This is a genomic window from Streptomyces sp. NBC_00775 (assembly GCF_036347135.1).
In the GTDB taxonomy this organism is placed as follows: Bacteria; Actinomycetota; Actinomycetes; order Streptomycetales; family Streptomycetaceae; genus Streptomyces; species Streptomyces lutosisoli.
Window position 1 is genome coordinate 684,096 of the sequence record NZ_CP108938.1, and the last position, 26,248, is coordinate 710,343.

Consider the following 26,248-nt stretch of genomic DNA (forward strand, 5'->3'; position numbering starts at 1 on the left):
GTGCGGGAGCCCGGCGGACGTCTCCGCGTCGTGTCCGACCAGCCTCGCATCCACCGCCTGCCGCGCGCCTCGGGCCTGCTCGGCCGCTTCCCACCGCTGCCGGAACCGCCCTGAAACACACGCTTCCCGGACCACCCCACAGGGCACACACACAAATGCCGAGGGCCGGCCGACAGCCCCACTCTGTCCGGCCGACCCTCGGTGCGAAATCGCGTGGCACCCCGCGACGGGGCCCGCACTCCCCAGCAACGGACCTCGAACGTCATTCACGAGGACCGCGCGATCCCGGTCCCTCAGAACGTGAAGACGGTCATCCCGTAGGAGTTCTTCACGCACTCGTTGGCGAAGGTGCGCTCGTACGAGACGCGCTTGCCCTGCCAGACGCCGTCGACCGTGACGACCACGGGGTCGAACTGCTTCGTACAGGCGACGTCGTCTCTGACCGCCAGGGCGTCGAAGTCACCGCCGGCTACCCGGAGTTCGGCGCAGGCCTGGCGGGCGGCGGGGTGGGTGCCGGAGGCGGTCGGGGCGCAGTTCAGAGTGACCGCTCGTTCCGGGGTGACGGTGGCCGCGCTGTTGCCGTGGCCCACGGTGAGCACCAGGGCCGAGGGGGCGTAGAGCCCGGACGGGCCGAGGGCGGGGGCCGCGAGGGCGGACCCGGCCACGGGTCCGAAGACGGCGGTCGCCGTCAGGGTGAGAGTCGCTGCCCAGCGCGCGGTGGTCGGCATTGTGTGCATCCTTCCGCTCGATTGAATGCCATACCGGCTCGGTTGTGTGCCGGTTCGGCGAGCGCGAGTCTGCCGAGTCCACACCGGAAACACACATCGACCCCATGCGTTTCGGTAACTTTGAGTGTTGAAGCAGTGGCGTGAAGTTACAGAATTCGAACGTGCAAGCCCCGGAACTGAGCGGTTGTTGATCGCCAGGAGTCCCCTCCTGGCCAGATTGCCATGGCTCAGCAATAGGCCTGAAACATTCCGCTTCAGCCCATGGCTGACCCCCTTGCTTTCGTCGAGCAATGGAGTAATCGTCATTACATGATTACAACGGAGCAACGCGAGAAGCTGCGCGGCTGGTTCGCCGGCCGCTTGCCCGACGATCTCTTCGAGAGCCTCGCGGAGGTGACGGTCGACCGCGAGGAGATCACCGTCATCGGCCGCATCCCCGAGCCCCGGCTCGCCGAAGGTGCCTCGGACGCCGAGAAGGAGGCGGCCGTCCAGTCACGTATCCAGGAATTCCGGGAGCGCACCCGCGAGGACCGGGTCGCGGTGGCGCGCGAGGCGGAGCACCGGTTCCGCAAGAAGGTCTCCTGGGGTGTGGAGTGCGGCGGCGAGCGCGCCCTGTTCACGCACATCGCCGCACCCGTCATGACCCGGCTGCGCCAGCCCGAACGCCAGGTCCTCGACACCCTCATCGCCGCCGGTGTCGCCCGCAGCCGCAGCGACGCCCTCGCCTGGTGCGTACGCCTCGTGCAGCGCCACACCGACGACTGGCTCACCGAGCTGCGCGACTCGCTGGAGCACGTGCAGCGGGTCCGGGCGCAGGGTCCCGACGCGGCACCGCAGGACACCGCACCACAGGACACCGCACCACAGGACGCCTCGGCCGACGAGGAGTGAGGGACCGCGCCACACTGGCAGCAGTAGCTGCCGATGAGACGAGGTGGTCGCGGATGAAGTTCGGAGTGTCGACGTTTCTCACCGACGAGGGCATCGGCCCCGCGGCACTGGGGCCGGCCCTGGAGGAGCGCGGGTTCGACGCACTGCTGCTGGCCGAGCACACGCACATTCTGGTGAACCGGGAGACGCCGTACCCGGCCGGTGGCGATCTGCCGCGCATGTACTACCGCACGCTCGATCCGTTCGTGGCGCTCGCCGCGGTCGCCTCCGTGACCGGCGATCTGCTGCTGGGCACCGGGATCGCGTTGGTGGTCGAGCGTGATCCGATCATCACCGCGAAGGAAGTGGCCACCCTCGATCTGGTCTCCGGCGGCCGCGCGGTCTTCGGTGTCGGCGCCGGCTGGAACCGGGAGGAGATGCGCAACCACGGGACGGATCCGGCCGGACGCGGGCGGCTGATGGACGAGCGGATCCGGGCGATCATCGAGCTGTGGACCAAGGACGAGGCCGAGTTCCACGGCGACCTCGTCGACTTCGACCCGGTCCACAGCTGGCCCAAGCCCGTCCAGCGCCCGCATCCGCCCCTCTGGATCGGCGGCAACAGCGAGCGCACCTTCGCCCGCGTCGCCGAGTACGGGTCGGCGTGGATGCCCAGCGGCGTATCGCCCAAGGAGCTGGGCGCGCGGATCGACCGCATGCGGGAGACGGCCGGCGACCGGCCGGCCGTGGTGGTCTACGCGGCCCGGCACGACCGGGAGTCCCTCGACATCTACGCGGAACTCGGCGTCGAACGCGCCCTGCTCTATCTGCCGACCCGGCCCGAGGACCAGACCCTGCACACGCTGGACGACCTGGCCGAGGCCGCGTCCGCCTACCGGTGACGACGCCCGGCTGCCGGGGATTCGGAGCTCACCGTGCCGGACATGGACGAGAACGAGGCGCGCCGCCGGTTCATGACGGCTCGGGTCGCACACCTGGCGACGGTGGACGCCGCGGGACGCCCCCACGTGGTGCCGGTCGTGTTCGCCGCGCACGGCGGTGAGATCGTCACCGCCGTCGACCGCAAGCCCAAGAGATCACAGCGGCTGAAGCGGCTGCGCAACATCGTGGCCCACCCCGCCGTCAGCCTGCTCGTGGACGTGTACGACGACGAGGACTGGGACCGGCTGTGGTGGGTACGGGCGGACGGTGACGCCCGCGTCCTGCCGCCCGGCACCCAGGACGCGTACACCGCGGCGATCGCCCTGCTGCGGGAGAAGTACGCGCCGTACCGGCAGCAGCCACCGGACGGCCCGGTGATCGCGATCACCGTCCACCGGTGGCACGGCTGGCGCGCCGCACCGGACCGCGGCCCGACCGGCTGAATCCGGGAGCAGCGGGCTGAACGCCGGAGCGCCGTCGGTGATGGACGAATACTCCACCTCCGGCGTGAAAGATGGATGATTTGCCTTCTGGCGGCGACCGCATGCCCGGCCTTAGCTTCGGCAGACCCCTCAAGGACGGCATCCGCTCACGCCGCGCACCCCAGCGGCGGCCACCGGCCATCCCTCCTCCCCTCCGCGCCACAACGCGCTCCACCGCCCGTCCGGGTACAGGCACTTCGCTGGAGCACTCTTGTCCGTCAACTCCCCGACCACCCCTCCCCCGTCGCTCACCGAGGTCGAGACCCACGGTGTCGAGCGCATCCCCGACGCGGACCGCACCGCGTCGCCGCTCGACCTGTTCCGGGTCGCGTTCGGCGGTGCGAACACCTTCTCCACCTGCGTCCTCGGCGCCTTCCCCATCCTCTTCCGCCTCTCCTTCTGGCAGGGGCTCGCGGCAACGCTCCTCGGAGTCGTCGTCGGCGCGCTGATCCTGTGCCCGATGGCGTTGTTCGGCCCGGTCAACGGCACGAACAACGCGGTCGCCTCCTCCGCGCACCTGGGTGTGCACGGCCGGGTGGTCGGCTCGTTCCTCTCCCTTCTGACGGCCGTCGCGTTCTTCTCCATCTCGGTGTGGAGCTCGGGCGACGCCCTGGTCGGCGGCGCGCACCGGCTGTTCGGCCTGGAGCGCAGCACGCTGTCGTACGTCGTCGCGTACGCGCTGTTCGGCGCTCTGGTGCTCGCGGTGTGCGTGTACGGGTTCCGGTTCATGCTGTTCGTCAACAAGATCGCGGTGACCTCGGCGACCGTGCTGTTCCTGCTCGGTGCGATCGCCTTCGCCGGTGACTTCGACCCGTCGTACGCCGGTGTCTTCACGGCCTCGGCCGACTCGGCGACCCAGGCACTGTTCTGGCCCTCCTTCATCGGTTCGGCGCTGATCGTGCTGTCGAACCCGGTGTCCTTCGGCGCCTTCCTCGGCGACTGGTCGCGCTACATCCCGGCGAACGCTCCGCGCCGCAAGGTCGTGGGCGCCGCGTTCCTCTCCCAGATAGCGACCCTGCTGCCGTTCGTCTTCGGCCTCGCGACCGCGAGCATCATCGCGACGAAGGCGCCGAAGTACGTCGACCCGGCGGCCCCCGACTTCGTGGGCGGGCTGCTGGCCATCTCGCCGAGCTGGTTCTTCCTCCCGGTGTGTCTGCTCGCGCTGATCGGCGGCATGTCGACGGGTACGACGTCGCTGTACGGCACGGGGCTCGACTTCTCGTCGGTGTTCCCCCGCCTCTCTCGGGTCCAGGCGACGTTCCTGGTCGGCGTGTTGTCGATCGCGTTCATCTTCGTCGGCCGCTTCGGCTTCGACCTGGTGCAGTCGATCTCGACGTTCGCCACGATGATCATCACCTGCACCACGCCGTGGATGGTCGTGATGATCCTCGGCTTCTACACCCGGCGCGGCTGGTACGACCCGGACGCGCTCCAGGTCTTCAACCGCCGTCAGCGCGGCGGCCGTTACTGGTTCGCGCACGGCTGGAACTGGCGTGGCATGACGGCATGGTGGGTGGGCGCCGTGATCGGTGTCCTCTTCACCAACATCCCGGGCCAGTTCGTCGGTCCGCTGGGCGACCTGGCGAACGGCATCGACATCAGCCTGCCGCTGTCGCTGGCCGTCGCCGCCGTGCTGTTCCTGTCGCTGCTGCGGCTGTTCCCCGAACCCCGGGCTGTGTACGGACCGGAGGGAGCACGACTGGCCCGTACGGTCGACTCCCCGGTGCCGCCGATCACCGGCCCCGGCACGGCATCGGACAACGAGCCCGACGACACCCCGCCGGTCCTCGCCGTCGAAGGCAGCTGATGGAGTCCTGGCTCGACCTGTCCGTGCCCGTGGTCACCGGGATGCCCGTCTATCCCGGTGACCCGCGGGTGGAGGTGTCCAGGGCGCTGCGGGTCGCCGAGCACGGCGTCAACGTCCTGCGGCTGCACATGGGGTCGCAGTCCGGGACGCATGTCGACGCGCCGTACCACGTGGACGAGGCGTGGCCCACGCTGGACGACCTGCCGCTGGAGCGTTTCGCGGGACCCGCGGTCGTCGCCGACGTCCGCGGGCTCCCGGCGCGGGCGCCGATCGGTCCTGACCTGCTCGCGCCCGCGCTGGGCCGGCTGCGGCTCCAGCCCGGTGCGATCCTTCTGCTCGCCACGGGCTGGTCGGCGTACTGGGGGACGGACCACTACCTCGCGCATCCCTGGCTCACTCCGGAGGCCGCCCAGGCGGTCGTCGACGCGGGCGTCCGCACCGTGGCCGTCGACGCGCTGAGCGTGGACCCCACCGGTGGGGACGGCCTGCCCGCGCACCGTGTCCTGTGCGGCACGGGAGGCGTGATCGCCGAAAACCTCACCCACCTCGACCAAGTGGCCGAGGCACACGCCGCCGGCCACTCGATCGAGGTCTTCCTCTTCCCACTCCGCCTCCCCGCCTCGGACGGCGCCCCTGTCCGCGCCACCGCCCGCGTGACACCACCCAGCCACGCGTCATAGCCGATTCCGCCCCCGCCGCCCCTACCCGTCCCATCCTTCTGGGGCTCCGCCCCAGACCCCGTTCGGTTGAGTGTCGACTGCGGGCCGGTGGGGGCCGTTCGCGCAGTTCCCCGCGCCCCTAAGGCGCGGGGCTGCGCCCCGCGATCCCCCACCCACCCGGAGCCGACTGTCTTTAAGGGGCGCGGGGAACTGGGCAATCTTTTAGGGGGGTCTGGGGGCGCAGCCCCCAGGGATGGGACGGGTAGGGGCGGCGGGGGCGAGAACCCCGTTCTACGGCCTGATCGTGCGGGCGATGTCCAGAGTGAGCCGCTGCCAGGGATCTCGGGGATCACGGGACGTCAGTTCGTGGATGCGCCGCAGACGGTAGCGCAGCGACTGCGCATGGAGATGCAACGCACGGGCGGCGGCATTCGCCGAACCCGTGTCGATGTACGCGGTGAGCGCCTCCAGCAGGTGCCGCTGCCCCGCATCGATGAGCGGCCCGAGCACCAGACGCGCGATATGGTCCGGCGCGGCGACCGGATGCCCGGCGAGCAGCGCGAGGACATGGGCGTCCGCGTCCGTGAGAACACGCCCGGGCCGGTGGGCGTGGCCGGGCGCCGTGTCGAGGGCATCGGCCGCGAGGCGGTACGCGACGGCCACCCGGTCCAGACTCTCGCCGGTGATCGCACAGCCTCGCCAGGACCGCCCGCCCAGCACCGCTGCGACCCTCGCGGAGACACCGGCCGGCAGCAGCAGAACGGCACGTGAGCCGCGTACCGTCGCGAGCGAAGTGACCTCGTCGCCCGGAACGGCCAGCGCGTCGAGCAGTCCCGTCGCCGCGTCGTGCGCCATGTCGGGACGGTCCCCGCCGACCGGCTCCGCCACCAACAGGCAGTACGGGTCCGGGAGTTGGATGCCCAGGCGGGCCGACCGGTCAGTCAGGGCGCCCACGGAGGCGTGCCGCCCGGCGATCAGGTCGTCGAGCAGCAGCCGCAGTGCCCTGTCGTGGTCCCCGGCGAGATCCTCGTCGGTGGCGGCGTACGCCGTGGCCATCTCCTCGGAGAGCGTGTCGAGGGTGGTCAGCAGCATCCGGGCGAGCGCGAAGGCGTCCGCGGCGGTGAGCCAGGGCGCGCGGGCCGCGATCTCGTCGGTGAGGACGGTCCCCGCCACGCGGTAGGCGCGCAGCACGGCCTGCACGGGCCGCCCGTCCGCCGCGCGGGCCGCCGCGATGCCCCGGAACCGCCTGAGGTCGGCCGGCCCCAGCGTGCCGTCGGTCGCCCAGAGGTGGAGCAGCCGCTCCAGCCCCCAGGCGGCGATGGCCCGTACCTCCGGCAGGCGGCTGTCGTCGAGCGCCGCGTACACCGGAACCTGTTCGTGCACGGCCGCGACGATCGCCTCCACGACACGCGGGTCGGCGACCATCTCCTGCCGGATGCGCTCTCTGATGTCTGCGGGGTTCTGTGCCGCGACCTCCACGGTCTTGTTACTCACAAGGTGATAATCCCAGCCGCACGATGTGCGCACCACAGTGGACGGACCTTGTCACAGTCGCCAGGATCGACGTCGTACAGCGCGGTCTCAGGGACGAGAGGCGGGACGTACGGATGGCGAAGCATTGGGCCGACTTCCAGTACGAGATCTATCTGAACGGAATGACGGGCGCCGTACCGCGGCTGCCCACCGATCTGACCCGGCTGGAGGAGCTCACCGAGCAGCGGCTCGGCCCCGGTCCGGTCGGCTATGTGGCGGGCAGCGCGGGCAACGGCAGCACCGCGCGGGCCAACCGGGAGGCCCTCGACCGGCGGCGGATCGTGCCGCGCATGCTGCGCGATGTGCAGCAACGCGATCTGTCCGTCGAGGTGTTGGGGCGTCCGCTGCCCGCACCGGTGGCGCTCGCTCCTGTGGGCGTGCTGTCGATCATGCACCCGGACGCGGAGTCCGCCGCCGCGCGGGCCGCCGCGGCGCAGGGTGTGCCGTACATCCTGTCCTCGGCGTCCAGCACCCCCATGGAGCAGGTCGCGGAGGCGATGGGCGACGCGGAGCGCTGGTTCCAGTTGTACTGGGCGAAGGACCGCGAGGTCACCCGGTCCTTCCTGGACCGGGCGAAGGCGGCGGGGTACACGGCGCTGCTCGTCACTCTCGACACTCCCCTGCTGGCGTGGCGGCCGCGCGACCTGGACCAGGCGTATCTGCCGTTCCTGCACGGTGTGGGCACCGCCAACTACTTCTCGGACCCGGCGTTCCAGGCGGGCCTGGCCAAGCCGGTGCACGAGGATCCGAACGCGGCGGTGATGCACTTCGTGGGGATGTTCGCGGATCCCGGCAAGACCTGGCCGGACCTGGCCTTCCTGCGGGAGAACTGGGACGGGCCGATCGTCCTCAAGGGCGTCCTGCACCCGGACGACGCCCGCCGTGCCGCCGATGCCGGGATGGACGGCGTGGTCGTCTCCAACCACGGCGGGCGGCAGGTGGCGGGGTCGGTGGCGGCCGCCGACGCGCTGCCCCGCGTGGTCGAGGCGGCCGGTGACCGGCTGACCGTTCTCTTCGACAGCGGGATCCGCACGGGCGACGACATCTTCAAGGCGCTCGCGCTCGGCGCCGAGGCGGTGCTCGTCGGACGCCCGTACGCCTATGGGCTCGGCCTCGACGGACAGGCGGGCGTCGAGCACGTCATCCGCTGTCTGCTCGCCGAGTTCGACCTGACGCTGGCCCTGTCCGGGCACGCCCGCCCCGCCACCCTCGGCCCCGACGACCTGATCGAGGAAACCGCATGACCGTCACGAAGAACGTTCTGGCCGTCGTCTCGCCGCATGTCGGGGGCCGTACGGCAGGCGCGGCGCTCGCCACCGTATTCCCGGGCGAGGCCCACGTCACCGTCGTGGAGGCGACCGACGAGGACCCCGCCGCGCTGCGCGAGGCGCATGTCATCATCACGGGACTCGGCCCGGTGACCGCCGAACACATCGCCGCGGCACCGGAGTTGGAACTCATCCAGTGTGCCAGCCACGGCTTCGACTACGTCGACCTGGACACGGCGCGCGCCAAGGGCGTGCCCGTGTGCAACATCGGCTCCAGTGGCGCCGAGAAGCAGAACGTGGCCGAGCAGACCTTCGCCCTCATGCTGGCTCTCGCCAAGCAACTGGTCCCGGCGCACACAGCGTTGGTCGACGCCGACTGGGCGCTGCCGCGGCTCCAGCGGTCCATCACCGAACTGTCCGGCAAGACCCTCGGCATCGTCGGGCTCGGACACATCGGCGAGGAGGTCGCCCAGCGCGCGGTCGCGTTCGACATGAGCATCGTGTACGCCGGTCCGCAGCCCGTCGGCGCGGAGACCGAGGCCCGGCTCGGCGGCGCCCGCCATGTCGAACTCGACGAACTCCTGCGCACCTCGGACTACATCACGCTGCACGCGCCGCTGACCGACGCGACCCGGCATCTGCTCAACGCCGAACGGCTGGCGCTCCTCAAGCCGACCGCGTTCGTGATCAACACCGCGCGGGGCGCCCTGATCGACCAGGACGCCCTCGCGGACGCGCTGGAGGCGGGCACCCTGGCCGGAGCCGGCATCGACGTCTTCGACCCCGAACCGCCCACTCCGGCCCTGCGGTTGCTCAAGGCCCCGAACGTGGTGCTGTCACCCCATGTCGCGGGGGTCACGCGCGAGACGCTCGTCCGGATCGCGCTGGCGGCGGTCCAGAACGCCGTCGAGTTCGTGGCCGGCAAGCCGCTGCGGGATGTCGTCTCGTAGCGTCACAGTCCAACCCCCGTGATGACGTCGGGAAGTTGGAGGGGCAGCGGCAGCGGCAGCGCGGGCGCCGCGCTCGCGCTGCCGTTGTCGTCGCCGTCGCTGACGGCCACGGCGCGCGGTTCCTGGTAGGTCTCCGACGGAGTGGCCTCCGGCTCGACCGGCACTCCTGTCGGCTGTTCGTTCGGCGGTTCGCTCGGCACCTCGGGCGTGCCGACGACCGACGGCGGGGCACTTGTGGGCTGCGTCGAGGGGCTGGTCGTGCCCGCGATCGACAGCGACTCGGGGCCGGCCGACGACGCGTCGGTGCGCCACCGCTGGACGTCGGAGCCGTCGCGCACCTTGACGACGATGTCGGCGTCTGGATCGGTGGAGGCGGGCGCGACGGCGAGGCCGTCGTTCCAGCGGGGCAGCAACTCGCCCCGCACGGTGAGGTCGTAGCGCTCGTCCTCGCCGCCCGCCGCGCTCTTGGCGGCACAGCGGTCCAGGAACACGACACCGTTGTCAGCGTGCGAGTCGAGGCACAGCTCGGGGTTGGCGATGCTGCGCAGCAGACCGTCTTCCTCGTACGACCACTGCTGGGTCCAGGCGGACGAGCACACCGCCAGCTTGGTCGAGGCGCCGGCCTTCGCCTTGCCGCCCCGGATGTCGAGGCACAGGTCGGCGGCGAGGTTGCGCAGCCGGGTCTGCTCGGTGGTCGTGGGGAGCCCGGCCGAGTCGGGCGGCGAGGACATGGCGGGCGGGGCCTGGGAGCCGGGTGTGGGCGACAGGGTGCGGTTGCTGCTCGCGCCGGTGGAGGCCGTGGGGTCGGCGCCGCCGTCGTCGTTCGACCACAGGCTGGTGGCGAGCACGGTGACGAGGAGGACGGCCGAGACGCCCGCCCCCGTGAGCAGGGCCTTCGGGGGCCGTTCTCCCGGCTGGGCCGTGCGGCGGTCCTGGGTGGGAATCCGGGACAGCAGGCGATGACGGCCACCGCTTCCCGGACGTCCACCGCTGCCGGGAGTTCCGTCGTTTCCCTGCCGCCTGCCGCCGAAGGGGGATCCGACCCGGGGGCGCACCGCTTGCCCCGCGCGCCCCGGGCGTGAGTCGAGATACCGCCGTGCGCCCCAGCCGAGTACCGCTTCGGCGAGCAGTACGCCCAACCCGCCCTCGAAATGGCTGAGTTGCTCGGCCGCGTGGCGGCAGTAGGGGCACTCCATCAGATGCTGTTGGACATCGGGCAGCAAGGCGCCGCCGCGGCGAATCGGTACGTCCAGCAACCGGTTGTAGAAGCCGCATTCCTTGGTCGGCGCGAGTTCCCGGTGGGCGCGTACACAGCCCTCCCGGAATTGTTCGCGGGCCTGCTCCAGAGCGGCCGACGCGCTGTCGGTATCCATGCCCGACAGACCAGCCGGTACGGATATGGGCTCGGCCTCGACCTCGGTGTGCCACAGCAGACACCGGGCGAGTCCCGGGAGGGCGTGGAAAGAGCGCTCGGCGAGCTTCCGATTTTCGGCCGTCATGGACTTGGCCACGCGCATACCGCGACCGCCCGCGGGTTTCCTCAAGTCCGGCAGAACACCGGATATCCGATCGTCCGCGGACCAGTCCTTGACGGTGTCCCTCACGGTCACGAGGAGGTGCGGCCGGAGCGCGAGACCGGAGTCGCCTTGCATGAGGCGGTCGAGCATCTGGTGGAAGGAGGTCGCGGTGACCATGGAGGCGACGTTCGCCGAAGAAGCGAGGCAGATGACCGCATAGTCGTAGGCCGGCTGCCAGTGCCGGGCCATCAGCAGGGCGACGGGATGGGCGGCATCGCTCTCCGGCCTGCCTCTCAGCCCGGCGGCGAGACTCTCGTCGGATTCACCGGGAACGCCACCGGGCGGATAAGGGGGACGAGGGGGGTGGGGGGTGTGCACAGAGCGGGTTCCTTCCAAGGTGCAAGGTGGCACACAGAAGTTCTTGTCCGCCGAAAAGGAGCCCTGATTGGTGCGTACCTTTTTGACGGAACGTCGGGAAAACGGCCGGGGCGCGAAGGCCGTACGGCGACCGTCGGCCAGGAGCCTTATCAGCTCGTCGACAGACCGGAATAGTGAACGGCGATTCAGACCCGGCCATTGACCCAGCGCATGACGTTCACCCTCGCACAACACGCTCGTGACCAACAAGGCACTTGAGCAACATCAGCCCTATTGAAAGAAAGTCAGAAGCAGGGGCAACTCACGTGACTCGCACCAGCTTTCGATATTCCATGCGCCCCGTGTGAACCGCGCGCACGCGCCGGCGGCCCGCGCACGCTCCCGGCGCGCAGAACTCCGTAGTCCACTGGAACCGGCCCTTCTCGGAGGCCCCGCGCAGGACGGCGGCTCTCCCGCGCGAAACCGGCCGCCGGCCCCGATCCTCCCGCCCTCGGTCGGCGGCCCCGAGGGCGGGTCCGTTGCGGGCCCTCGGTCAGGTGGCTGTGGGCCCTTCCGTGCTGAGCAGGACGACGGTCGAGTCGGGTTCGAGGGCGAGCCCCTGCTCGACGGCCGCCCGGATCCCCGCCAGCGATGCCGCACCGCAGGGGCCGGAGGAGACACCGAGGGCGGCGAGGTCGTGGACCGCGCGAGCGCTGTCGGCGTCGGTGACGGCGACGGCGGCGTCCAGCCCGTCGCGGAGGAAGGGCCAGGCGAGACTGGACGGGGTACCGCAATTGAGCCCCGCCATGATGGTGTCGCCGGTGGTCACGCTCATCGGCCGGCCGTGGGTGAGACTCGCCAGAACGCAGGACGCCGCTTCGGGTTCCACGGACAGCAGACAGGGGCCGGGTGTACGGCGGCTGCGGTAGTGCGTGACGGCCGCCTGCGCGAGGGATCCCACACCGGCGGGGACGGCCACGAGATCGGGCAACTCGACTTCCTCGGCGGCGAGTTGGGAGTCGATCTCGGCGAACAGGGTGGAGTAGCCCTCGACTATCCAGCCCGGGATCTCCTCGTAGCCGGGCCAGGCGGTGTCCTGCACCAGTACGGCGCCGGGCGCGTCCGCGACCGCGGCGGCCCGGCACACCGCCTCGTCGTACGGGCCCTCGACCCGCGTCACCCGTGCCCCTTCGGCGGCGATGGCGTCCACGGCGCCCGGCCCCACCCCGTGCGGCACGAGGACATGGGCACGCTGCTTGAGGAGACGTGCCGTACGGGCCACGGCCCGGCCGTGGTTGCCGTCGGTGGCGGTGACGAGAGTGAGCGGACCGTCGGCCGCAGCGAGGATCCGGTGGATCGCCCAGGACGCTCCGAGCACCTTGAAGGCGGGCAGTCCGAGCCGCGCCGACTCGTCCTTGACGAAGACGCGAGCGACTCCCAACTCGACGGCGAGGGCGGGCAGTTCGGTGAGCGGAGTGGGGGCGTGGCCGGGCAAAGCGGCGTGGAAGGCGCGCACTTCGTCGGGAGCGGGCTCACAGGTCCAGTCCCGCGCGGCGGGCCTCATGATCAGCGGCATACGGCCATAGTGCCGCCCGTCGGCCGCGGATCCCGTGCGCCGGCCTGAGATTCAGGTGTACGGATTCCCGGGCGCCGGCCTGAGATTCCGGCGTATGGATGCCCGAGCGCCGCCACCGCGCAACGGCCCCGCCACCCCCGAGATTCCCGTCCGCCGGGTTCAGATCTGCCAGGATCGCAGTCGGTCGGCCGCTCCGTAGACATCCGTCTTGCCGGAGATCAGATCGCGGGCGAGGTCGACCAGGGCTCCGTACGGCGGGTCGATGCCGACGCCGCTGACGAACATGTACGCGACCGCCGCCGAGCAGGCGAAGCGGGCGTTGGCGGCCGGTAAGGGCTTCAGCAGGGCAAGGGTGTGCAGCAGCGCGGCGGCGCGCCAGGCCGGGTCGGAGTCGACGCCGAGGCGGGGCGGGTCGACGCGGTGGCGGGCCACGGCCGCGACCAGTGCCGAGAAGTCGTTGACCGTGGGCTGGTCGGGCAGTACTTCTTCGTGGCGCTGGAGCAGCCAGGGCACGTCGATATGGATGACGGGAGCCATCGGTCAGGCGACCCGCCCCTCGCCCTTCGCGGATGGTTCGTCCTCGGGGAAGGCGGCGGCGAATTCGTCCGCGTGCGCGGCGAAGAACCGGCGGAACACCTCCGCGCCTTCCTGCAGCGCCCGGTGCCGCACGATGTCGGCCGCGGCGGCCTCCCGCACCAGGGCTTTCATCGACGTACCGCGCTCCTTGGCTATCTGCCGCAGGTCCTCTAGCTCGCGGTCACTGAACTCCACGTTGAGAGCTGGCATGACCTCACGGTACCGCTCGGGTACTTACTCGTAAATACCAGCAGGTCAGCACCCACGCACTGCGGTACCTGGACCGGTTCAACGCGGCTGGGCGCGCGCGGCCTCGGTCAGCGAGAGCTTCGCCCCGCGCGGCTGGAGGTCCTCGGCGAGCCGGGCGAACAGCTGGTCGGCGTCGTCGGCCATCAGACGGCCTTCCGCCCGGTGAAGGCCAGCAGACGCTCCAGCGGCGTGGCGTCGGCGGCGGGCTCGACAGCCGGCCCGAAGGATCCGTTCGCCCGGGCGCCGTCGGCGATCTGTCCGACAACGTCCGTCACGGTGGCGATCACGTCGTCGTCGGCCGTGAACGGCTGCCCGGTGGCGGTGGCCAGGTCCCAGCCGTGCACGGTCAGTTCCATGATGGTGATCAACCCGGCGAGCTGCGCGGGGAAGGTGCGCGACGCGAAGGGTGTCTCGCCCTCCCAGGCTCCCGGCTCGGCCCACGCGGCGGCGAGCCGCTCGACGAGCGGCGGGAAGGCCACCCAGGGTGCCTCGGTCAGGGTCATCGGGGCGTCGGCGGGGAGCGGCTTCTTCGCGGCGGCGTACGCGCCCGTCACGAGTGCGCCGAGCAGGTGCTCGCTGAGCCGATGGACATCGAAGTCGGGGCAGGGCGTGGGGAGTTCACGCTTGCCGGTGAGGGCGGGCTGCTGGGTGTACGCCTGGAGGTTGCGGGCGGCGCGGGCCAGCTGGTCGGCGAGCTCTGCGGGGGTGGTGTTCATGATGTGCTCCGATTCAAGAGGGGTCGCGCACCCGGGAGGGGATGCGGCCGGTCGGGGACGGAAGGTGCTTCAGCAGGTACTGACTCGACTCAGTCGAAAAAGGGAGCGGGCTTGCCGGTCTCCGCGTACGCCTTGAGGGCCGTGAACTTGGTCGCCCAGCCGTAGGTGAAGTTGCGATAGGCGTCGTCCTGGGCCGGGAACCCGGCGTGCGTGAAGCGCAGCAGGACCCCGCCCTCGGGAACGTCGAGGATCTCGTACGTCTGCGTGGTGCCGGCCCACGGCCCGTTCTCGCCCGCGAGGACCAGGCGTCGGTCGCCGGACTCGGTGATCCGCAGCCGCCAGGACTCCGGTACGCCGGGGAAGCTCAGCGTGTGCTCCGCGCCGACGCCCTCCCCTATCTCGGCGTCCGCCGTGAACCAGCCGCGTACGCCGGTCTCGGTGGTGAGGGCTTCACGGACGGTGTCCGCCTCGGCCTCGATGGTCAGCTGCATCGCGATGTCGGCCATCGGATGTCCTCTCGGGATCGTCTGGATATGTCGCGAGTGTCCGGTATTGCCCCGAACCTCGTTCTTTAGTCGACACTAAAATAAGAACCAGTGCGGCGCAAGTTAAAGCCATGACTAAAATAAGCAGCGTGGACCAGGTGAAGGCGATCAGCGAGCCGCGACGGCGGGCGATTCTCCAGCTCGTATGGCATGAGGAGCTGTCCGCCGGAGAGATCGCCGAGCGCTTCGACGTCACCTTCGGCGCGGTCTCCCAGCATCTGAAGGTGCTCCGCGAGGCGGCCCTGGTCGTCGTCCGGAAGGACGGCACCAAGCGGTACTACCGCGCGGACCGTGCTGGGATGGGACCGCTGGCCGCCTACCTGGAGTCCATGTGGGGCGACTCCCTGGACGCCCTGGCCGCGCTCGCCGAACAGGCCGAGCGGGAGGAGGAGCAGAAGTGACCATCACCCCCGACGGCTCCGTCGTCGTACAGCGGCACATCAAGGCCCGCCCGGAGACCGTGTTCTCCTTCTTCACCGACAGCGAGCGCTGGCTGTCCTGGCAGGGCATCGAGGGCGTGCTCGACCCGACGCCCGGCGGCGCGTACCGGATGCGGGTCGTCGGTGACGCCACCGCCGCCGGGCACTTCGAGGAGGTCGAGCCGTACACCCGGATCGTCCTCACCTGGGGCTGGGAGAACGAGGGCGACCCGGTGCCGCCCGGCAGCAGCCGTATCGAGGTGACCTTCTCCCCCGAGCCGGACGGCACCCTGCTCACGCTCACCCACTCCGGTCTGCCCGAGCCGGCCCGCGAGCCGCACCAGGAGGGCTGGGAGCACTACCTCGACCGGCTCGCCGTACGGGCGCCCGGCGGCGACCCCGGCCCGGACCGCTGGATGCAGCAGGGCCCCGCCTGAGCTCCCGCCGCCAGGTCAGCTCCCCCACAGTCCGCGCCTGCGGTAACCCGCCTCCCAGAACAGGCGGTTGAGGACACGGGCGGGCGGGGGCAGCGCGCCGAGGAACGCGGCGCGGTCGGCGGGCGGGATGCCGTCGACGATCCACGGCACGAAGACGGCGGCTCCGCGCAGGCCCTGCGTCTGACGGATACGTCCCGTGAAGGCGCCCCAGTCCGCGGGCGTCAGCACCTCCTGGATGAGCGGCAGGGCGCTCGCCTCCTCGTGCGCGAGGTGGTCGTCGAGGGTCGAGGCCAACGCGTGGACCAGCTCGGGGAGTTCGACCGACCGGTCCTTCAGGGCCGCGTCGACGGCGCTGAGCTGCGGGTCGAGGAGGCCGTGCTCCGCCTCCATCTCCGCGAGGAGGGCGATGTCCTGGGGACGGCCCTGTACCTCGCGCCGCACCCGGGGCCACAGGTCGCTGTCCTCGGCGGTGTGGTGGATGTGCAGCTGGTGCGTGAAGTTGTCCCAGCCGGCGCGGACTTGGGGGGTGAAGGCGGTGCCGTCCGCGGCGGCCTTTCCGAGGCGTACCAGGTCGCGCCGGAACGCGTCGTGGGCGGCGTACATGACGGTGAGGTCGATGCTCATGAGGTGGCTTCCTCCAGTGCGGGCTCGGACACGGGCAGGGCGTGCGGGTTGGCGGACGGGCCGCGGTGACGGCGTACGGCGAGACAGGCGAGCGCGCCGGTCAGCACGACCGCGGCGGAGACCAGGACGGCGGGGCCCATCGCGTCCACGAAGCCGTGGCCGAAGACCTGGCCGCCGAGCTCCCGCATCCGGTCGGCGACATCGTGCGGCACTCCGGACGGGGCAGCGGCCGTCTGCCGGGCGTTCACATCAGACTCCGCCTTGGAGAAGGCGGCGACGAAGCCGTCGCGGTACGCGGCGGGGAGCTGCCCGGCGCGCTGCCGTGCCTGGTCGGTGAGGGAGTGGGCGAGCTGAGCCTGGAGCACGGCTCCGACGACGGCGCCCGCGAGGACCGAACCGACCTGCCGCAGCGCGTTGTTGACACCCGAGGCCGCACCGGACAGCCGCGCGGGTACGTGGCGCATGACCTCGGTGGCCATCGGCGCGAAGGTGCAGCCCGCGCCCAGACCCGCGAGGAAGAGCGGGAAGGCGACCGCCGTCCAGCTCGAACCGACGTCGGCCGCTGCCACGATCCACACCAGCGCGGCCGCCCAGGCGAGCAGCCCGGTCATCAGGATGAACTTGCCGCCGATCCTGTCCGCGAGGACGCCCGCGGGTCCCGCCATCACGAACGAGCCGAGCGCCAGGGGCAGCAGCACCAGCCCGGACTTGAGCGCGCTGAAGCCCAGGACGGACTGAAGGTAGATCGTCAGCGGCAGGAACATCCCGATGACGCCGAAGGACACGGTGATGCCCACGAAGTTGATGAGGGTGAAGTTGCGATCCTTGAAGAGCGAGAACGGGACGAGCGGGTCCTTCGTCTGCTGGCCGCGCTCGTGTGCCAGGAAGCCGGCGAAGAGCACGGCCGCCGCGCCGAACAGCGCCAGGATCCAGCCGTTCCAGTCGTAGCGCTGCCCTTCCGTCAGACCGAATGCCAGGCAGAACAGGGCACTTGAGGCGAGCAGTACGCCGAAGGTGTCGAAGCGGTGGCGGACCGTGCGCCGCGAACCCGGGATGATCGCCACGGCGAGACCCAGCACCAGCACTCCGAGCGGCAGATTGACGTAGAAGATCCACCGCCAGTCGAGATGGGTGATCAGCGCGCCCCCGATGATCGGGCCGAGGGCTCCGGAGATCCCCGCGACCGCGCCCCACACGCCCATCGCGACGCCCCGCCGGTCGGCCGGGAACACCTCCGCGATGATCGACAGGGTCTGCGGCATGAGCAGCGCCGCGCCCAGGCCCTGGACCGCCCGGAAGGCGATCAGCTGGGCCGGGTCCCGCGCGAGGCCGCAGGCCAGGCTGGCGAGCGTGAAGAGGGCGACGCCCGCGATGAACAGGTTCCGTTTGCCCCGCAGGTCACCGAGGCGGCCCGCGGTGATCAGCAGGACGGCGAGGGCGAGGGTGTAGGCGTTGACGACCCACAGGATCTCGTCGAGGGAGGCGTCCAGGTCCTGGCCCATGTCGGGGATCGCGATGTTCACGATCGTCAGGTCGAGGAGCGTCATGAAGAACCCCAGGGAGAGTGTGATGAGGATCGCCCATGGGTTGCCGCGCCATTTCTTGAACACGATGTGTGTCTCCTTGTGCCGAAAGCGTCGTACTCGCGTTCAAGAGGGCGGTCCTGACGGCCGGTGTGACACGAGGACAGCTGCCTGAGACGTACGTCACATTTCGGCCGTCGGATGTCACATTCGGACTCCCTCCTCCCGTCGCAGTAGTGAGCGCATCAAGGGAGGCAACGCATGTCAGAAAGCTCCGGGGCCGGTACCGACGGCGCGACGCGGGTGTTCGTCGACCACCGCGAGCTGCTCTTCGCGATCGTCTACAACATGCTCGGCAGCGTCGCCGACACCGAGGACGTACTCCAGGAGACCTGGCTGTCCTGGAGCAGCCGAACCCACCGCTCCCCGCTCGACGGGATCGACAACCCGCGCGCCTACCTCGTCCGCATCGCCGTGAACCACGCCCTGGCACGACGCGCCGCCATCACCCGCCGCCGCGAGACCTATGTGGGGCCCTGGCTGCCGGATCCCGTGCTCGACGAACCCGCCGCCGACGACTCCGCCGACGAGCGCACCCTGCGGGCCGAGTCGGTGTCGCTGGCGATGCTCGTGGTCCTGGAGTCGCTGAGCCCGCTGGAGCGGGCGGTGTTCGTCCTCAACGAGGTGTTCGGCTACCCGCACACCGAGATCGCGAAGGTCATCGACCGCAGCCCGGCGGCGGTGCGCCAGCTCGCGCACCGCGCCCGGGAACACGTGCACGCCCGCCGTCCGCTGTACCGGGCCCATCCCCGTGTACGGCGGCAGGCGACCGAACGGTTCGTGGCGGCCGCACTCGGCGGTGACATCGCCGCGCTGATGGAGATCCTCGCGCCGGACGTCACGGTGTGGACGGACGGCGGCGGCAAGGCCCGCTCGGCCGGGCTGCGGCCGGTGCACGGACGGGACAAGGCGGCGCGTCTGTTCGCCGGTTACGCCAGGCGCCGCGGGACCGACCTCGACATCAGCTACCGCCGGGTCAACGGCGACGACTCCGCGGTGATCTTCATGGGCGAGTCGCCGTACGCCGTCATGGTCATGGACCTCACCCCGGACGGCGAGCAGGTGTCCGACGTCTACATCGTCACCAATCCCGAGAAGCTCACGCACGTACGACGGAACAACGAGGAGACCCCGGCCGAGGAAGGGGAGCGCGCGTGACCACCACCGAACGGCCCGCGGAGAAAACGTCGTCCGGGGAGCGCGTCGCCGACTGGTTCGACGGCCGGCTCGGCATCTACTCCCTCGGCAGGCGGTATCTGCGCAAGGTCTTCCCGGACCACTGGTCCTTCCTCCTCGGCGAGATCTGCCTCTACAGCTTCGTCGTCCTCGTCCTCACCGGCGTCTATCTCACGCTGTTCTTCCATCCCTCGATGAACGAGGTGGTCTACCACGGCAGTTACGTCCCGCTGAACGGCATCCGCATGTCGGAGGCGTACGCCTCGACGCTGGACATCAGCTTCGAGGTACGCGGCGGACTGCTGATCCGGCAGATCCACCACTGGGCCGCGCTGATCTTCCTCGCCGCGATGCTGACGCACATGATGCGGCACTTCTTCACGGGCTCGTTCCGCAGGCCCCGCGAGGTCAACTGGGTGTTCGGCTGGACGCTTCTGCTCCTCGGCCTGTTCGAGGGCCTGTTCGGCTACTCGCTGCCGGACGACCTGCTGTCCGGGACCGGGCTGCGGTTCGTGGACGGGGCGCTCCTGTCGGTGCCGATCGTCGGGACGTACCTCTCGATGTTCCTCTTCGGCGGGGAGTTCCCGGGCCATGACATCGTGGCCCGCTTCTACTCCCTCCACATCCTGCTGATACCGGGGATCATGGCGGCCCTCGTCGTGGCGCATCTGATCCTGGTCGTCTACCACAAGCACACCCAGTTCGCGGGTCCGGGAAAGACCGAACGCAACGTCGTGGGCACGCCGTTCATGCCGGTGTACATGGCGAAGGCGGGCGGTTTCTTCTTCCTGGTGTTCGGTGTCATCGCGCTCATTTCGGCGGTCGCGACGATCAACCCGGTCTGGGCGTACGGCCCTTACCGCGCCGACCAGGTGTCGACGGGCGCCCAGCCGGACTGGTACCTGGGCTTCGCCGAGGGGCTGGTCCGTGTCATGCCGGGCTGGGAGATCACCGTGGCGGGCCACACGCTCGTGCTGGGCGTGCTCATCCCCATCCTCGTCTTCCCCACGCTGCTGGTCCTGATCGGCGTCTATCCGTTCGTGGAGGCCTGGGTCACCAAGGACCATCGCGAACACCATCTGCTGGACCGCCCGCGCAACCGGCCGGTCCGTACGTCGATCGGGGCGGCGTGGATCAGCGTCTATCTGATCCTGCTCGCGGGTGGCGGCAACGACATCGTGGCGACCCGCTTCCATCTGTCGATCAACACCGTGACCTGGACGGTACGGATCGCCCTGTTCCTGGTCCCCTTCCTGGTCTTCGTCGTGACCCGCCGCATCTGCCTGGGCCTGCGGCAGCGGGACCGCGAGCTGGTGGCGCACGGCCGTGCGACAGGCATCATCAAGCGCCTGCCGCACGGCGAGTACGTCGAGGTGCACCGCCCGCTCGGCCCGGCCGAACTGCACGCTCTCACCGAGCACGAGCACCGGGGGCGCTCAGACCACCGGGACCTCCAGGCGGCTGATCCGCAGCCCGCCGTCGGCGGCCCCCGGGTGGCCGCCGGCCATGACGAGACGCAGCCGTGAACCGCGTACGGCATCGAAGGTGATCACCGTCGGCGCGTCGGACGTGGTGGCCCAGTCGACGGCCGCACCCCGCACCGCCACATAGTCCTCGCCATCCCAGACCGAGACCGCGACCGACGCGGGCAGGGCGTGGGTCGCGTCGACGGTGAAGGAGACCTCGACGCGGTCGACGGTGCGGGGGCGCGCCCAGGTGACCGAGACCCAGTCCTCGGGGCGGGCCCCGCTGAACGCGGGCAGCAGGGCCGTCGCCGACTTGTAGAAGGCGTTGGACCAGCCGGTGGCCGCGTCGCCGTCGAGCATGGCGGCGGGGAGGGTGTCGGTGCGGCCCGAGTAACTGGCGTCCGCGAAGGGGTAGTTCGGGGCCGCTGGATAGTCGGGCTCGAACGCCGTCGCCGCAGTGGTCGCCTTCGGCCCGGCAGGGGTGGTGCGGACGGTCGTGGAGTCCGTACGCAGGCCTTCGGCGCGGGCGGTCACCTTCACCGGGCCCGCCTTCGTACCGGACCGGACGATCGCGAGTGCCTTGCCGTGGAAGGCGGTTCTGGTGCTCGCCTGGTAGCGCTCGGCGCTCTCCTCCCGGCCGTTGTCGAGACCCGCGAGGGAGCCACCCGCCACGTCGAACGCGAGCAGGTGCTCGGCGTCGGGCACCACGACACCATGGGCGTCGATCACCTCGGCGGTCACGAAGAACAGTGAACGGCCGTCCGCCGCGAGCGTCTTGCGGTCCGCTGTGAGACGGATCGCGTGGGGCTTCCCGGCGGTCCGCAGCACGTCCGTCGCCACCGTCCTGCCGGCACGGCGGGCGACCGCCTTCAGCTCACCCGGTTCGTACGGCACTTTCCAGCCGAGGTGCAGCTTGCCCGCGCTGCCGTTCGGGCTGGTGTAACTCCCGGGGTAGGGGCCGTCGGTGAAGGTCTTGTCGTCACCGGGCGCCTCCGTGGTCTCCAGGTACGTACGGCCGTCGGTGGTCTTCTTGGTGTCGAACTCCCTTGTGCCCAGGGACTTTCCGTTGAGGAACAGCTCGACGGTGTCGACGTTCGCGTAGGCCCAGACCTCGACCGTGTCCCCCGCTTCGTGGTTCCAGCTCATGGGCAGCAGATGGACCATGGGCTCACCCGTCCACTGGCTCTTGAACAGGTGGTACATGTCCTTGGGGAAGCCGGCCGTGTCGACCGCGCCGAAGAAGGAGGCCTTCACCGGGAAGACGTCGTACGGCGTGGGCTCGCCGATGTAGTCGATGCCCGACCACAGGAACTGCCCGGCGAACCACTTCCGGTCCCGGTCCTTCTTGTGCCCGTACTCGCCGCTCATCGTCCAGGAGGCGAGGTTGTTGTCGTACGAGGAGACCGCGCGCCTGCCGGGGGTGTGGTTCTCGCCGGTGTTGAGGTGCTCCGGTTCCTGATAGGCGGAGCGGGTCGAGGTCTCGGACGACGACTCCGACTCGAAGAGGAAGAGGTGCGGGTAGGCGGCGTGCAGGCCGTCCACCGACTTGGCGGTGTTGTAGTTGAGACCGAGCCCGTCCAGCTTGGCGAGCATGAGGTCGGCGGCGGAGCCCTTCGTGGGGACGCGGCGGTATTTGTCGGAGCCGATGACCAGCGGGCGGGTGTCGTCCGCGGCCTTGATGGCGCCGATGATCCGGTCCGCCATGGCGAGCCCGGCGGTGGAGGTGGAGTCGGGGACCTCGTTGCCTATGGACCACAGGACCACGGCGGGCGAGTTGCGGGCCGCGAGGACCATCTCGGTCGCGTCCTTCTCGCACCACTCGTCGAAGAACCGGCCGTAGTCGTACGTCGTCTTGCCGGTCCGCCAGCAGTCGAACGCCTCCACCATCATCACGATGCCCAGCTCCTCGCAGACCTGGATGATCTGCGGCGAGGGCGGATTGTGCGACGTGCGGAAGGCGTTGACACCCATCGACTTCATGATGGTCATCTGTCTGCGTACGGCGTCGATGCTGATCGCCGCGCCGAGCGCGCCCTGGTCGTGGTGCAGGTCAACGCCCTTGATCTTGGCGTGGGTGCCGTTGAGGTGGAAGCCCTCGTCCGGGTCGAAGCGGAACGATCGGATACCGAAGGTGGTGCGGCAGGTGTCGACGGTCTCGCCGCCGACGCGCAGCTCGGTCACCAGGGTGTAGCGGTGCTCCGGGGTCGCGAAGTCCCACAACTTCGGCTTGTCGACGGTGAGTTCATGGGTCTCGTCCGCCTGCTCGCCGACCGTGACCGTGGTGACCGTACGGGCGGCGGTGCGGCCGTCGGGGTCGAGGACCGTTGAGATCACCTGGACATCGGCCGAGGCTCCGGATGCGTTGACGACGGTGGTACGCGCCCGTACGACGGCCCGGTCGTCGCCGACGTCCGGAGTGGTGACGTAGGTTCCCCAGCGTCCGACATGGATCGTTTCAGTGACGACCAGGCGGGCCTCGCGGTAGATGCCGCTGCCCGAGTACCAGCGGCTGCTGGGGAGTCGGTTCTGGACCTTGACGGCGATGACGTTGTCCGTGGTGCCGTCCGTATGCAGCAGGTCGGTGAGGTCGAAGGCGAACCCGGTGTAGCCGTAAGGGTGGCGGCCGGCTTCCGTGCCGTTGCAGTAGACGTACGAGTCCATGTACACGCCGTCGAACTCCACGGAGATCCGCTTGCCGGCGAGGGCGGGCGGCAGCGTGAACGTGGTGCGGTACCAGCCGAGGCCGCCGGGGAAGAAGCCGGTGCCGCTGGTGGTGCCGTGCTCCGTGGTGGGGGTCTGCTCGATGCTCCAGTCGTGCGGTACGGCGACCTCACGCCACGCCGAGTCGTCGTAGCCGGGCTGTGCGGCGCCCTCGTACGCGCCCGTGGGGTCGGTGACGCCGCCCATGTTGACCAGCGCGAAGCGCCAGCCGTCGCGCAGCTCGACCGTGCGTCGCCCTGGGGCTCGACCGGGCGACGCCGCCCAGGCGTCGGCGGCGCCCGGGAGTGCACCGGCCGCGGGTACGGCCGTTCCTGCGATCAATACCGATCTTCGACTGACCGTCATGGCGGCTCTCCCTCATCAGGGCCCATAAGTCATCACAACTGATCGTGAACAAACAGATTCTGACGGGGTGGCACACAGGGCCGTCAAGGGGTCGGCACCCACTTCCGCCCCGCACGACACATCGGCCGGAAGCCCACCGCACGGATGTGCCGCGTCGGCCGTCCGTGTTCCGGGGTGCGGAGGGCGCCCACGCACTAGGCTGGAACCAGAGTGAAGCGGTTTGTTCACGGTGACTGTGCGCAATGGAGTGGCGACGATGAGCCCGGTCCACCCCGTCGAAGAGGCCGCCACGGCACGGGCAGTCATCGACGAGAACGGCACCCTGGTCCGCTGGAGCGAGGGGGCCCACCGACTGCTGGGGTACGCGCCGCAGGAGGTCGAGGGCCGCCCCGCCGCTGACCTGCTGGACCGCGCGGGCGCCACGGCGCCGACCGGGCCCACCGGTAACCGCTGGGACGGAGTGCTCCCCCTGCGCCACCGTGACGGACGCGTCCTGTCCGTGTGGCTGCTCGCCCATCGCAGACAATCGGAAGGCGGATGGCTCGTGGTCACCCCGCTGGAGGGAGAGGAACCACGCCCACCGGACGACCCGCTGATCAGGGCGGTGCTCACCCAGTCACCCTGCGCGATGGCCATCTACGACGAACGGCTGCGGCTGTACGGGATCAACGACGCGATGGCCGAGGTCATCGGTCTCCCCGAGGACCGTATCCGGGGCCTGCGGATCTCCGAGATCGGCGGCAAGCGGACGAGCGAAGAGCTTGAGGAGCACATGCGCGGCGTGCTCGTCTCCGGCGAGGGGCGCGACGTGGAGACGTACACGCGCACAGGCGGCGAGGACCGCGCGCACGCCTGGATGTCACGGATCGCCCCGCTGACCGACGCCGACGGACGGGTGCGGGGCGTGTGCCTGGCCGCGCACGACTTCACCGAGCAGTACCGGGCCCGGGAGCGGCTGCAACTGGTCAACGAGGCCAGCGTCCGCATCGGCAGCACCCTCGACGTCACCCGGACGGCGCAGGAGCTCGCAGACGTCTTCGTGCCCGCAGTCGCCGATTTCGTCAGCGTCGACCTGCTCGATCCGCCGGAGCACGGGGGCGAGCCGGACTCCGAGCTGCCGACCGCCCCGGTCACACTCCGCCGCGCAGCCCATCGATCGGTGAATCCGGGCTCCCCCGAAGCGGTCGTCATACTCGGCGAGGTCGACGTCTACCCCGCCGCCTCACCGCAGGGCGATTCCCTGATCGCCGGTCGGACGATCGTGGTGCCGGACGCGAACAACACGATGGAGGAGTGGCTGACCTGGGACGAACGCCGACGCGAGCGCGTCGCGAAGCTCGGCATCCACGCCACCATGTCGGTGCCCATCCGGGCCCGGGGCCAGACTCTGGGCGTGGCGGTGCTCACCCGGTTCCGACAGCCCGGCCCCTTCACCCCCGACGACGTCCTGCTCGCCGAGGAGGTCACCGCCCGGGCTGCCGTCTGCATCGACAACGCCCGCCGCTTCTCCCGCGAGCGCCAGACCGCACTGGCCCTGCAGCGCAGTCTGCTCCCCCAGTCGCTGCCCCGGACGGCGGCCGTGGACGCGGCCTCGCGGTATCTTCCCGCGGCGCGGGCCGGGGTGGGCGGCGACTGGTTCGACGTGATCCCGCTGTCCGGGCTGCGGGTCGCCATGGTCGTCGGCGACGTCGTCGGCCACGGCATCCAGGCCTCGGCGACCATGGGGCGGCTGCGCACCGCCGTCCGCACCCTCGCCGACATCGACCTGGCCCCGGACGAGCTGCTCACCCACCTCGACGACCTCGTCGTGCGGCTGTCGGAGGAGGCCGGGGCCGGAGGCACCACCGGTGAGGTCGGCGCCACCTGCCTGTACGCGGTGTACGACCCTCTCTCCCGGCGCTGCACCCTCGCGCGCGCAGGGCATCCGCCTCCCTTCATCGCCCCTCCGGACGGTCCGCCCCGGCAGCTCGAGCTCCCGGCCGGACCGCCGCTCGGCCTGGGCGGACTACCGTTCGAGTCGGTGGAACTCGAGCTGCGCGAGGGCACGGTGCTGGCCCTGTACACCAACGGGCTGATCGAGAGCCGCGGGCGGGAGCTCGACGTCGGCCACCAACTGCTGTCCCGAGCCCTGGAGCAGTCGTCCCATTCCCTGGAATGGGCGTGTCATGCGATCCTGCAGGCGCTGCTTCCGGTGGGCGGCGCCCAGGACGATGTGGCCCTGCTGCTCGCCCGCACCCACGGCCTGCCCCGCTCCCAGGTGGCCACCTGGGACATTCCCGCCGACCCCGCCCTCGTCGCGCCGATACGCAAGCAGGTGGACGAGCAGCTGGACAACTGGGGTCTGAGCGAGGCGACGTTCACGGCCGAACTCGTCGTGAGCGAACTGGTCACCAACGCCATCCGGTACGGCGAGGCACCCATCCGGCTGCGCCTCATCCACGACGACGCCACCCTCATCTGCGAGGTCTCCGACAGCAGCCACACCGCCCCGCATCTACGCCGGGCGAAGATCTATGACGAGGGCGGCCGCGGGCTGCTCCTCGTCGCCCAGCTCACCCAGCGCTGGGGCAGCCGGCACACGCCCGACGGCAAGACGATCTGGGCGGAGCTGACGCTGATCGGGGAGGACTGACGGCCTCGGGGGGGGGCGGCCGGCGCGACGTCTGATGCTCCCCCACGGCAGCAGTCCGCCCGCGCTGCTC

General features: G+C 70.5%; 23 protein-coding genes. 12 read left to right on the plus strand and 11 right to left on the minus strand.

All coding sequences use genetic code 11. From position 1 onward, the window contains the following. Window positions 1-293 precede the first annotated feature (293 nt). The gene (locus tag OIC96_RS03245; RefSeq protein WP_330309404.1) at window positions 294-728 is read right to left on the minus strand and encodes a protease inhibitor; all 435 of its coding nucleotides are present in this window, start codon (window positions 726-728) and stop codon (window positions 294-296) included. 309 nt (window positions 729-1,037) lie between these two features. Between OIC96_RS03245 and OIC96_RS03250 the strand changes: the two genes are divergently transcribed. The 5 genes from OIC96_RS03250 to OIC96_RS03270 all read left to right on the plus strand — a co-directional run bounded on the left by OIC96_RS03250 (window position 1,038) and on the right by OIC96_RS03270 (window position 5,509). Then, the gene (locus OIC96_RS03250) at window positions 1,038-1,619 is read left to right on the plus strand and encodes a hypothetical protein (protein WP_330309403.1); all 582 of its coding nucleotides are present in this window, start codon (window positions 1,038-1,040) and stop codon (window positions 1,617-1,619) included. Between the two features lie 53 nt (window positions 1,620-1,672). Continuing rightward, window positions 1,673-2,500 carry an LLM class F420-dependent oxidoreductase gene (locus OIC96_RS03255; RefSeq protein WP_330309402.1) on the plus strand — a complete coding sequence of 276 codons (828 nt, stop codon included), beginning with the start codon at window positions 1,673-1,675 and terminating at the stop codon, window positions 2,498-2,500. 33 nt (window positions 2,501-2,533) lie between these two features. After that, window positions 2,534-2,983, plus strand: coding sequence for a TIGR03668 family PPOX class F420-dependent oxidoreductase (locus tag OIC96_RS03260; protein ID WP_330309401.1), 450 nt, complete (start codon window positions 2,534-2,536; stop codon window positions 2,981-2,983). A gap of 250 nt (window positions 2,984-3,233) precedes the next feature. Then, window positions 3,234-4,829 carry a purine-cytosine permease family protein gene (locus OIC96_RS03265; protein WP_330309400.1) on the plus strand — a complete coding sequence of 532 codons (1,596 nt, stop codon included), beginning with the start codon at window positions 3,234-3,236 and terminating at the stop codon, window positions 4,827-4,829. After that, on the plus strand, window positions 4,829-5,509 hold the full coding sequence (locus OIC96_RS03270) for a cyclase family protein (RefSeq protein ID WP_330309399.1): 681 nt from the start codon (window positions 4,829-4,831) through the stop codon (window positions 5,507-5,509). Before OIC96_RS03265 ends, OIC96_RS03270 begins: the two co-directional genes overlap by 1 nt. A gap of 270 nt (window positions 5,510-5,779) precedes the next feature. Here the strand turns inward: OIC96_RS03270 and OIC96_RS03275 are convergent, their stop codons facing one another. Next, on the minus strand, window positions 5,780-6,982 hold the full coding sequence (locus OIC96_RS03275) for a PucR family transcriptional regulator (protein ID WP_330309398.1): 1,203 nt from the start codon (window positions 6,980-6,982) through the stop codon (window positions 5,780-5,782). Window positions 6,983-7,095: 113 nt separating this feature from the next. Between OIC96_RS03275 and OIC96_RS03280 the strand changes: the two genes are divergently transcribed. Continuing rightward, a complete protein-coding gene (locus OIC96_RS03280; protein ID WP_330309397.1) occupies window positions 7,096-8,265 on the plus strand; it encodes a lactate 2-monooxygenase in 1,170 nt (389 codons plus the stop codon). Then, window positions 8,262-9,239 carry a 2-hydroxyacid dehydrogenase gene (locus OIC96_RS03285; protein ID WP_330309396.1) on the plus strand — a complete coding sequence of 326 codons (978 nt, stop codon included), beginning with the start codon at window positions 8,262-8,264 and terminating at the stop codon, window positions 9,237-9,239. Before OIC96_RS03280 ends, OIC96_RS03285 begins: the two co-directional genes overlap by 4 nt. Window positions 9,240-9,241: 2 nt before the next feature. Here OIC96_RS03285 and OIC96_RS03290 read toward each other — a convergent pair whose 3' ends face one another. The 6 genes from OIC96_RS03290 to OIC96_RS03315 form a co-directional block, all read right to left on the minus strand. Continuing rightward, entirely contained in the window at window positions 9,242-11,134 is a 1,893-nt protein-coding gene (locus tag OIC96_RS03290; RefSeq protein WP_330309395.1) for an RICIN domain-containing protein, read from the minus strand. Window positions 11,135-11,666: 532 nt separating this feature from the next. Next, on the minus strand, window positions 11,667-12,689 hold the full coding sequence (locus OIC96_RS03295; RefSeq protein ID WP_330309394.1) for a pyridoxal-phosphate dependent enzyme: 1,023 nt from the start codon (window positions 12,687-12,689) through the stop codon (window positions 11,667-11,669). A gap of 159 nt (window positions 12,690-12,848) precedes the next feature. Further along, window positions 12,849-13,226, minus strand: a complete 378-nt coding sequence (locus OIC96_RS03300) for a toxin Doc (RefSeq protein WP_075028158.1) — start codon at window positions 13,224-13,226, stop codon at window positions 12,849-12,851. A gap of 3 nt (window positions 13,227-13,229) precedes the next feature. Beyond that, the gene (locus tag OIC96_RS03305) at window positions 13,230-13,475 is read right to left on the minus strand and encodes a hypothetical protein (protein WP_330309393.1); all 246 of its coding nucleotides are present in this window, start codon (window positions 13,473-13,475) and stop codon (window positions 13,230-13,232) included. A 182-nt stretch (window positions 13,476-13,657) separates the two neighbouring features. Next, complete coding sequence (locus tag OIC96_RS03310; RefSeq protein WP_330309392.1) at window positions 13,658-14,230, minus strand: TIGR03086 family metal-binding protein; 573 nt, start codon at window positions 14,228-14,230, stop codon at window positions 13,658-13,660. Window positions 14,231-14,319: 89 nt separating this feature from the next. Then, window positions 14,320-14,736 carry an SRPBCC family protein gene (locus OIC96_RS03315; RefSeq protein WP_330309391.1) on the minus strand — a complete coding sequence of 139 codons (417 nt, stop codon included), beginning with the start codon at window positions 14,734-14,736 and terminating at the stop codon, window positions 14,320-14,322. Window positions 14,737-14,864: 128 nt separating this feature from the next. Here OIC96_RS03315 and OIC96_RS03320 point away from each other — a divergent pair, with 128 nt between their 5' ends. Further along, window positions 14,865-15,176 (plus strand): ArsR/SmtB family transcription factor, encoded by a 312-nt coding sequence (locus tag OIC96_RS03320; RefSeq protein WP_330309390.1) that lies wholly within the window; start codon window positions 14,865-14,867, stop codon window positions 15,174-15,176. Continuing rightward, complete coding sequence (locus OIC96_RS03325) at window positions 15,173-15,631, plus strand: SRPBCC family protein (RefSeq protein ID WP_327434080.1); 459 nt, start codon at window positions 15,173-15,175, stop codon at window positions 15,629-15,631. The genes OIC96_RS03320 and OIC96_RS03325 overlap by 4 nt, the downstream gene beginning before the upstream one ends. Before the next feature lie 15 nt (window positions 15,632-15,646). Here the strand turns inward: OIC96_RS03325 and OIC96_RS03330 are convergent, their stop codons facing one another. Both OIC96_RS03330 and OIC96_RS03335 read right to left on the minus strand, forming a co-directional pair. After that, a complete protein-coding gene (locus tag OIC96_RS03330) occupies window positions 15,647-16,255 on the minus strand; it encodes a hemerythrin domain-containing protein (protein WP_330309389.1) in 609 nt (202 codons plus the stop codon). Continuing rightward, window positions 16,252-17,865 (minus strand): DHA2 family efflux MFS transporter permease subunit, encoded by a 1,614-nt coding sequence (locus OIC96_RS03335; protein WP_330309388.1) that lies wholly within the window; start codon window positions 17,863-17,865, stop codon window positions 16,252-16,254. The genes OIC96_RS03330 and OIC96_RS03335 overlap by 4 nt, the downstream gene beginning before the upstream one ends. Window positions 17,866-18,039: 174 nt before the next feature. Here OIC96_RS03335 and sigJ point away from each other — a divergent pair, with 174 nt between their 5' ends. Further along, complete coding sequence (sigJ, locus tag OIC96_RS03340) at window positions 18,040-18,996, plus strand: RNA polymerase sigma factor SigJ (RefSeq protein ID WP_330309387.1); 957 nt, start codon at window positions 18,040-18,042, stop codon at window positions 18,994-18,996. Further along, entirely contained in the window at window positions 18,993-20,540 is a 1,548-nt protein-coding gene (gene qcrB, locus OIC96_RS03345) for a cytochrome bc1 complex cytochrome b subunit (protein ID WP_330309386.1), read from the plus strand. The genes sigJ and qcrB overlap by 4 nt, the downstream gene beginning before the upstream one ends. Here qcrB and OIC96_RS03350 read toward each other — a convergent pair. After that, window positions 20,451-23,546 (minus strand): glycoside hydrolase family 2 TIM barrel-domain containing protein, encoded by a 3,096-nt coding sequence (locus tag OIC96_RS03350; RefSeq protein ID WP_330309385.1) that lies wholly within the window; start codon window positions 23,544-23,546, stop codon window positions 20,451-20,453. The genes qcrB and OIC96_RS03350 overlap by 90 nt on opposite strands. Window positions 23,547-23,802: 256 nt before the next feature. Here OIC96_RS03350 and OIC96_RS03355 point away from each other — a divergent pair, with 256 nt between their 5' ends. Then, complete coding sequence (locus OIC96_RS03355) at window positions 23,803-26,178, plus strand: SpoIIE family protein phosphatase (RefSeq protein ID WP_330309384.1); 2,376 nt, start codon at window positions 23,803-23,805, stop codon at window positions 26,176-26,178. Window positions 26,179-26,248: the final 70 nt, after the last annotated feature.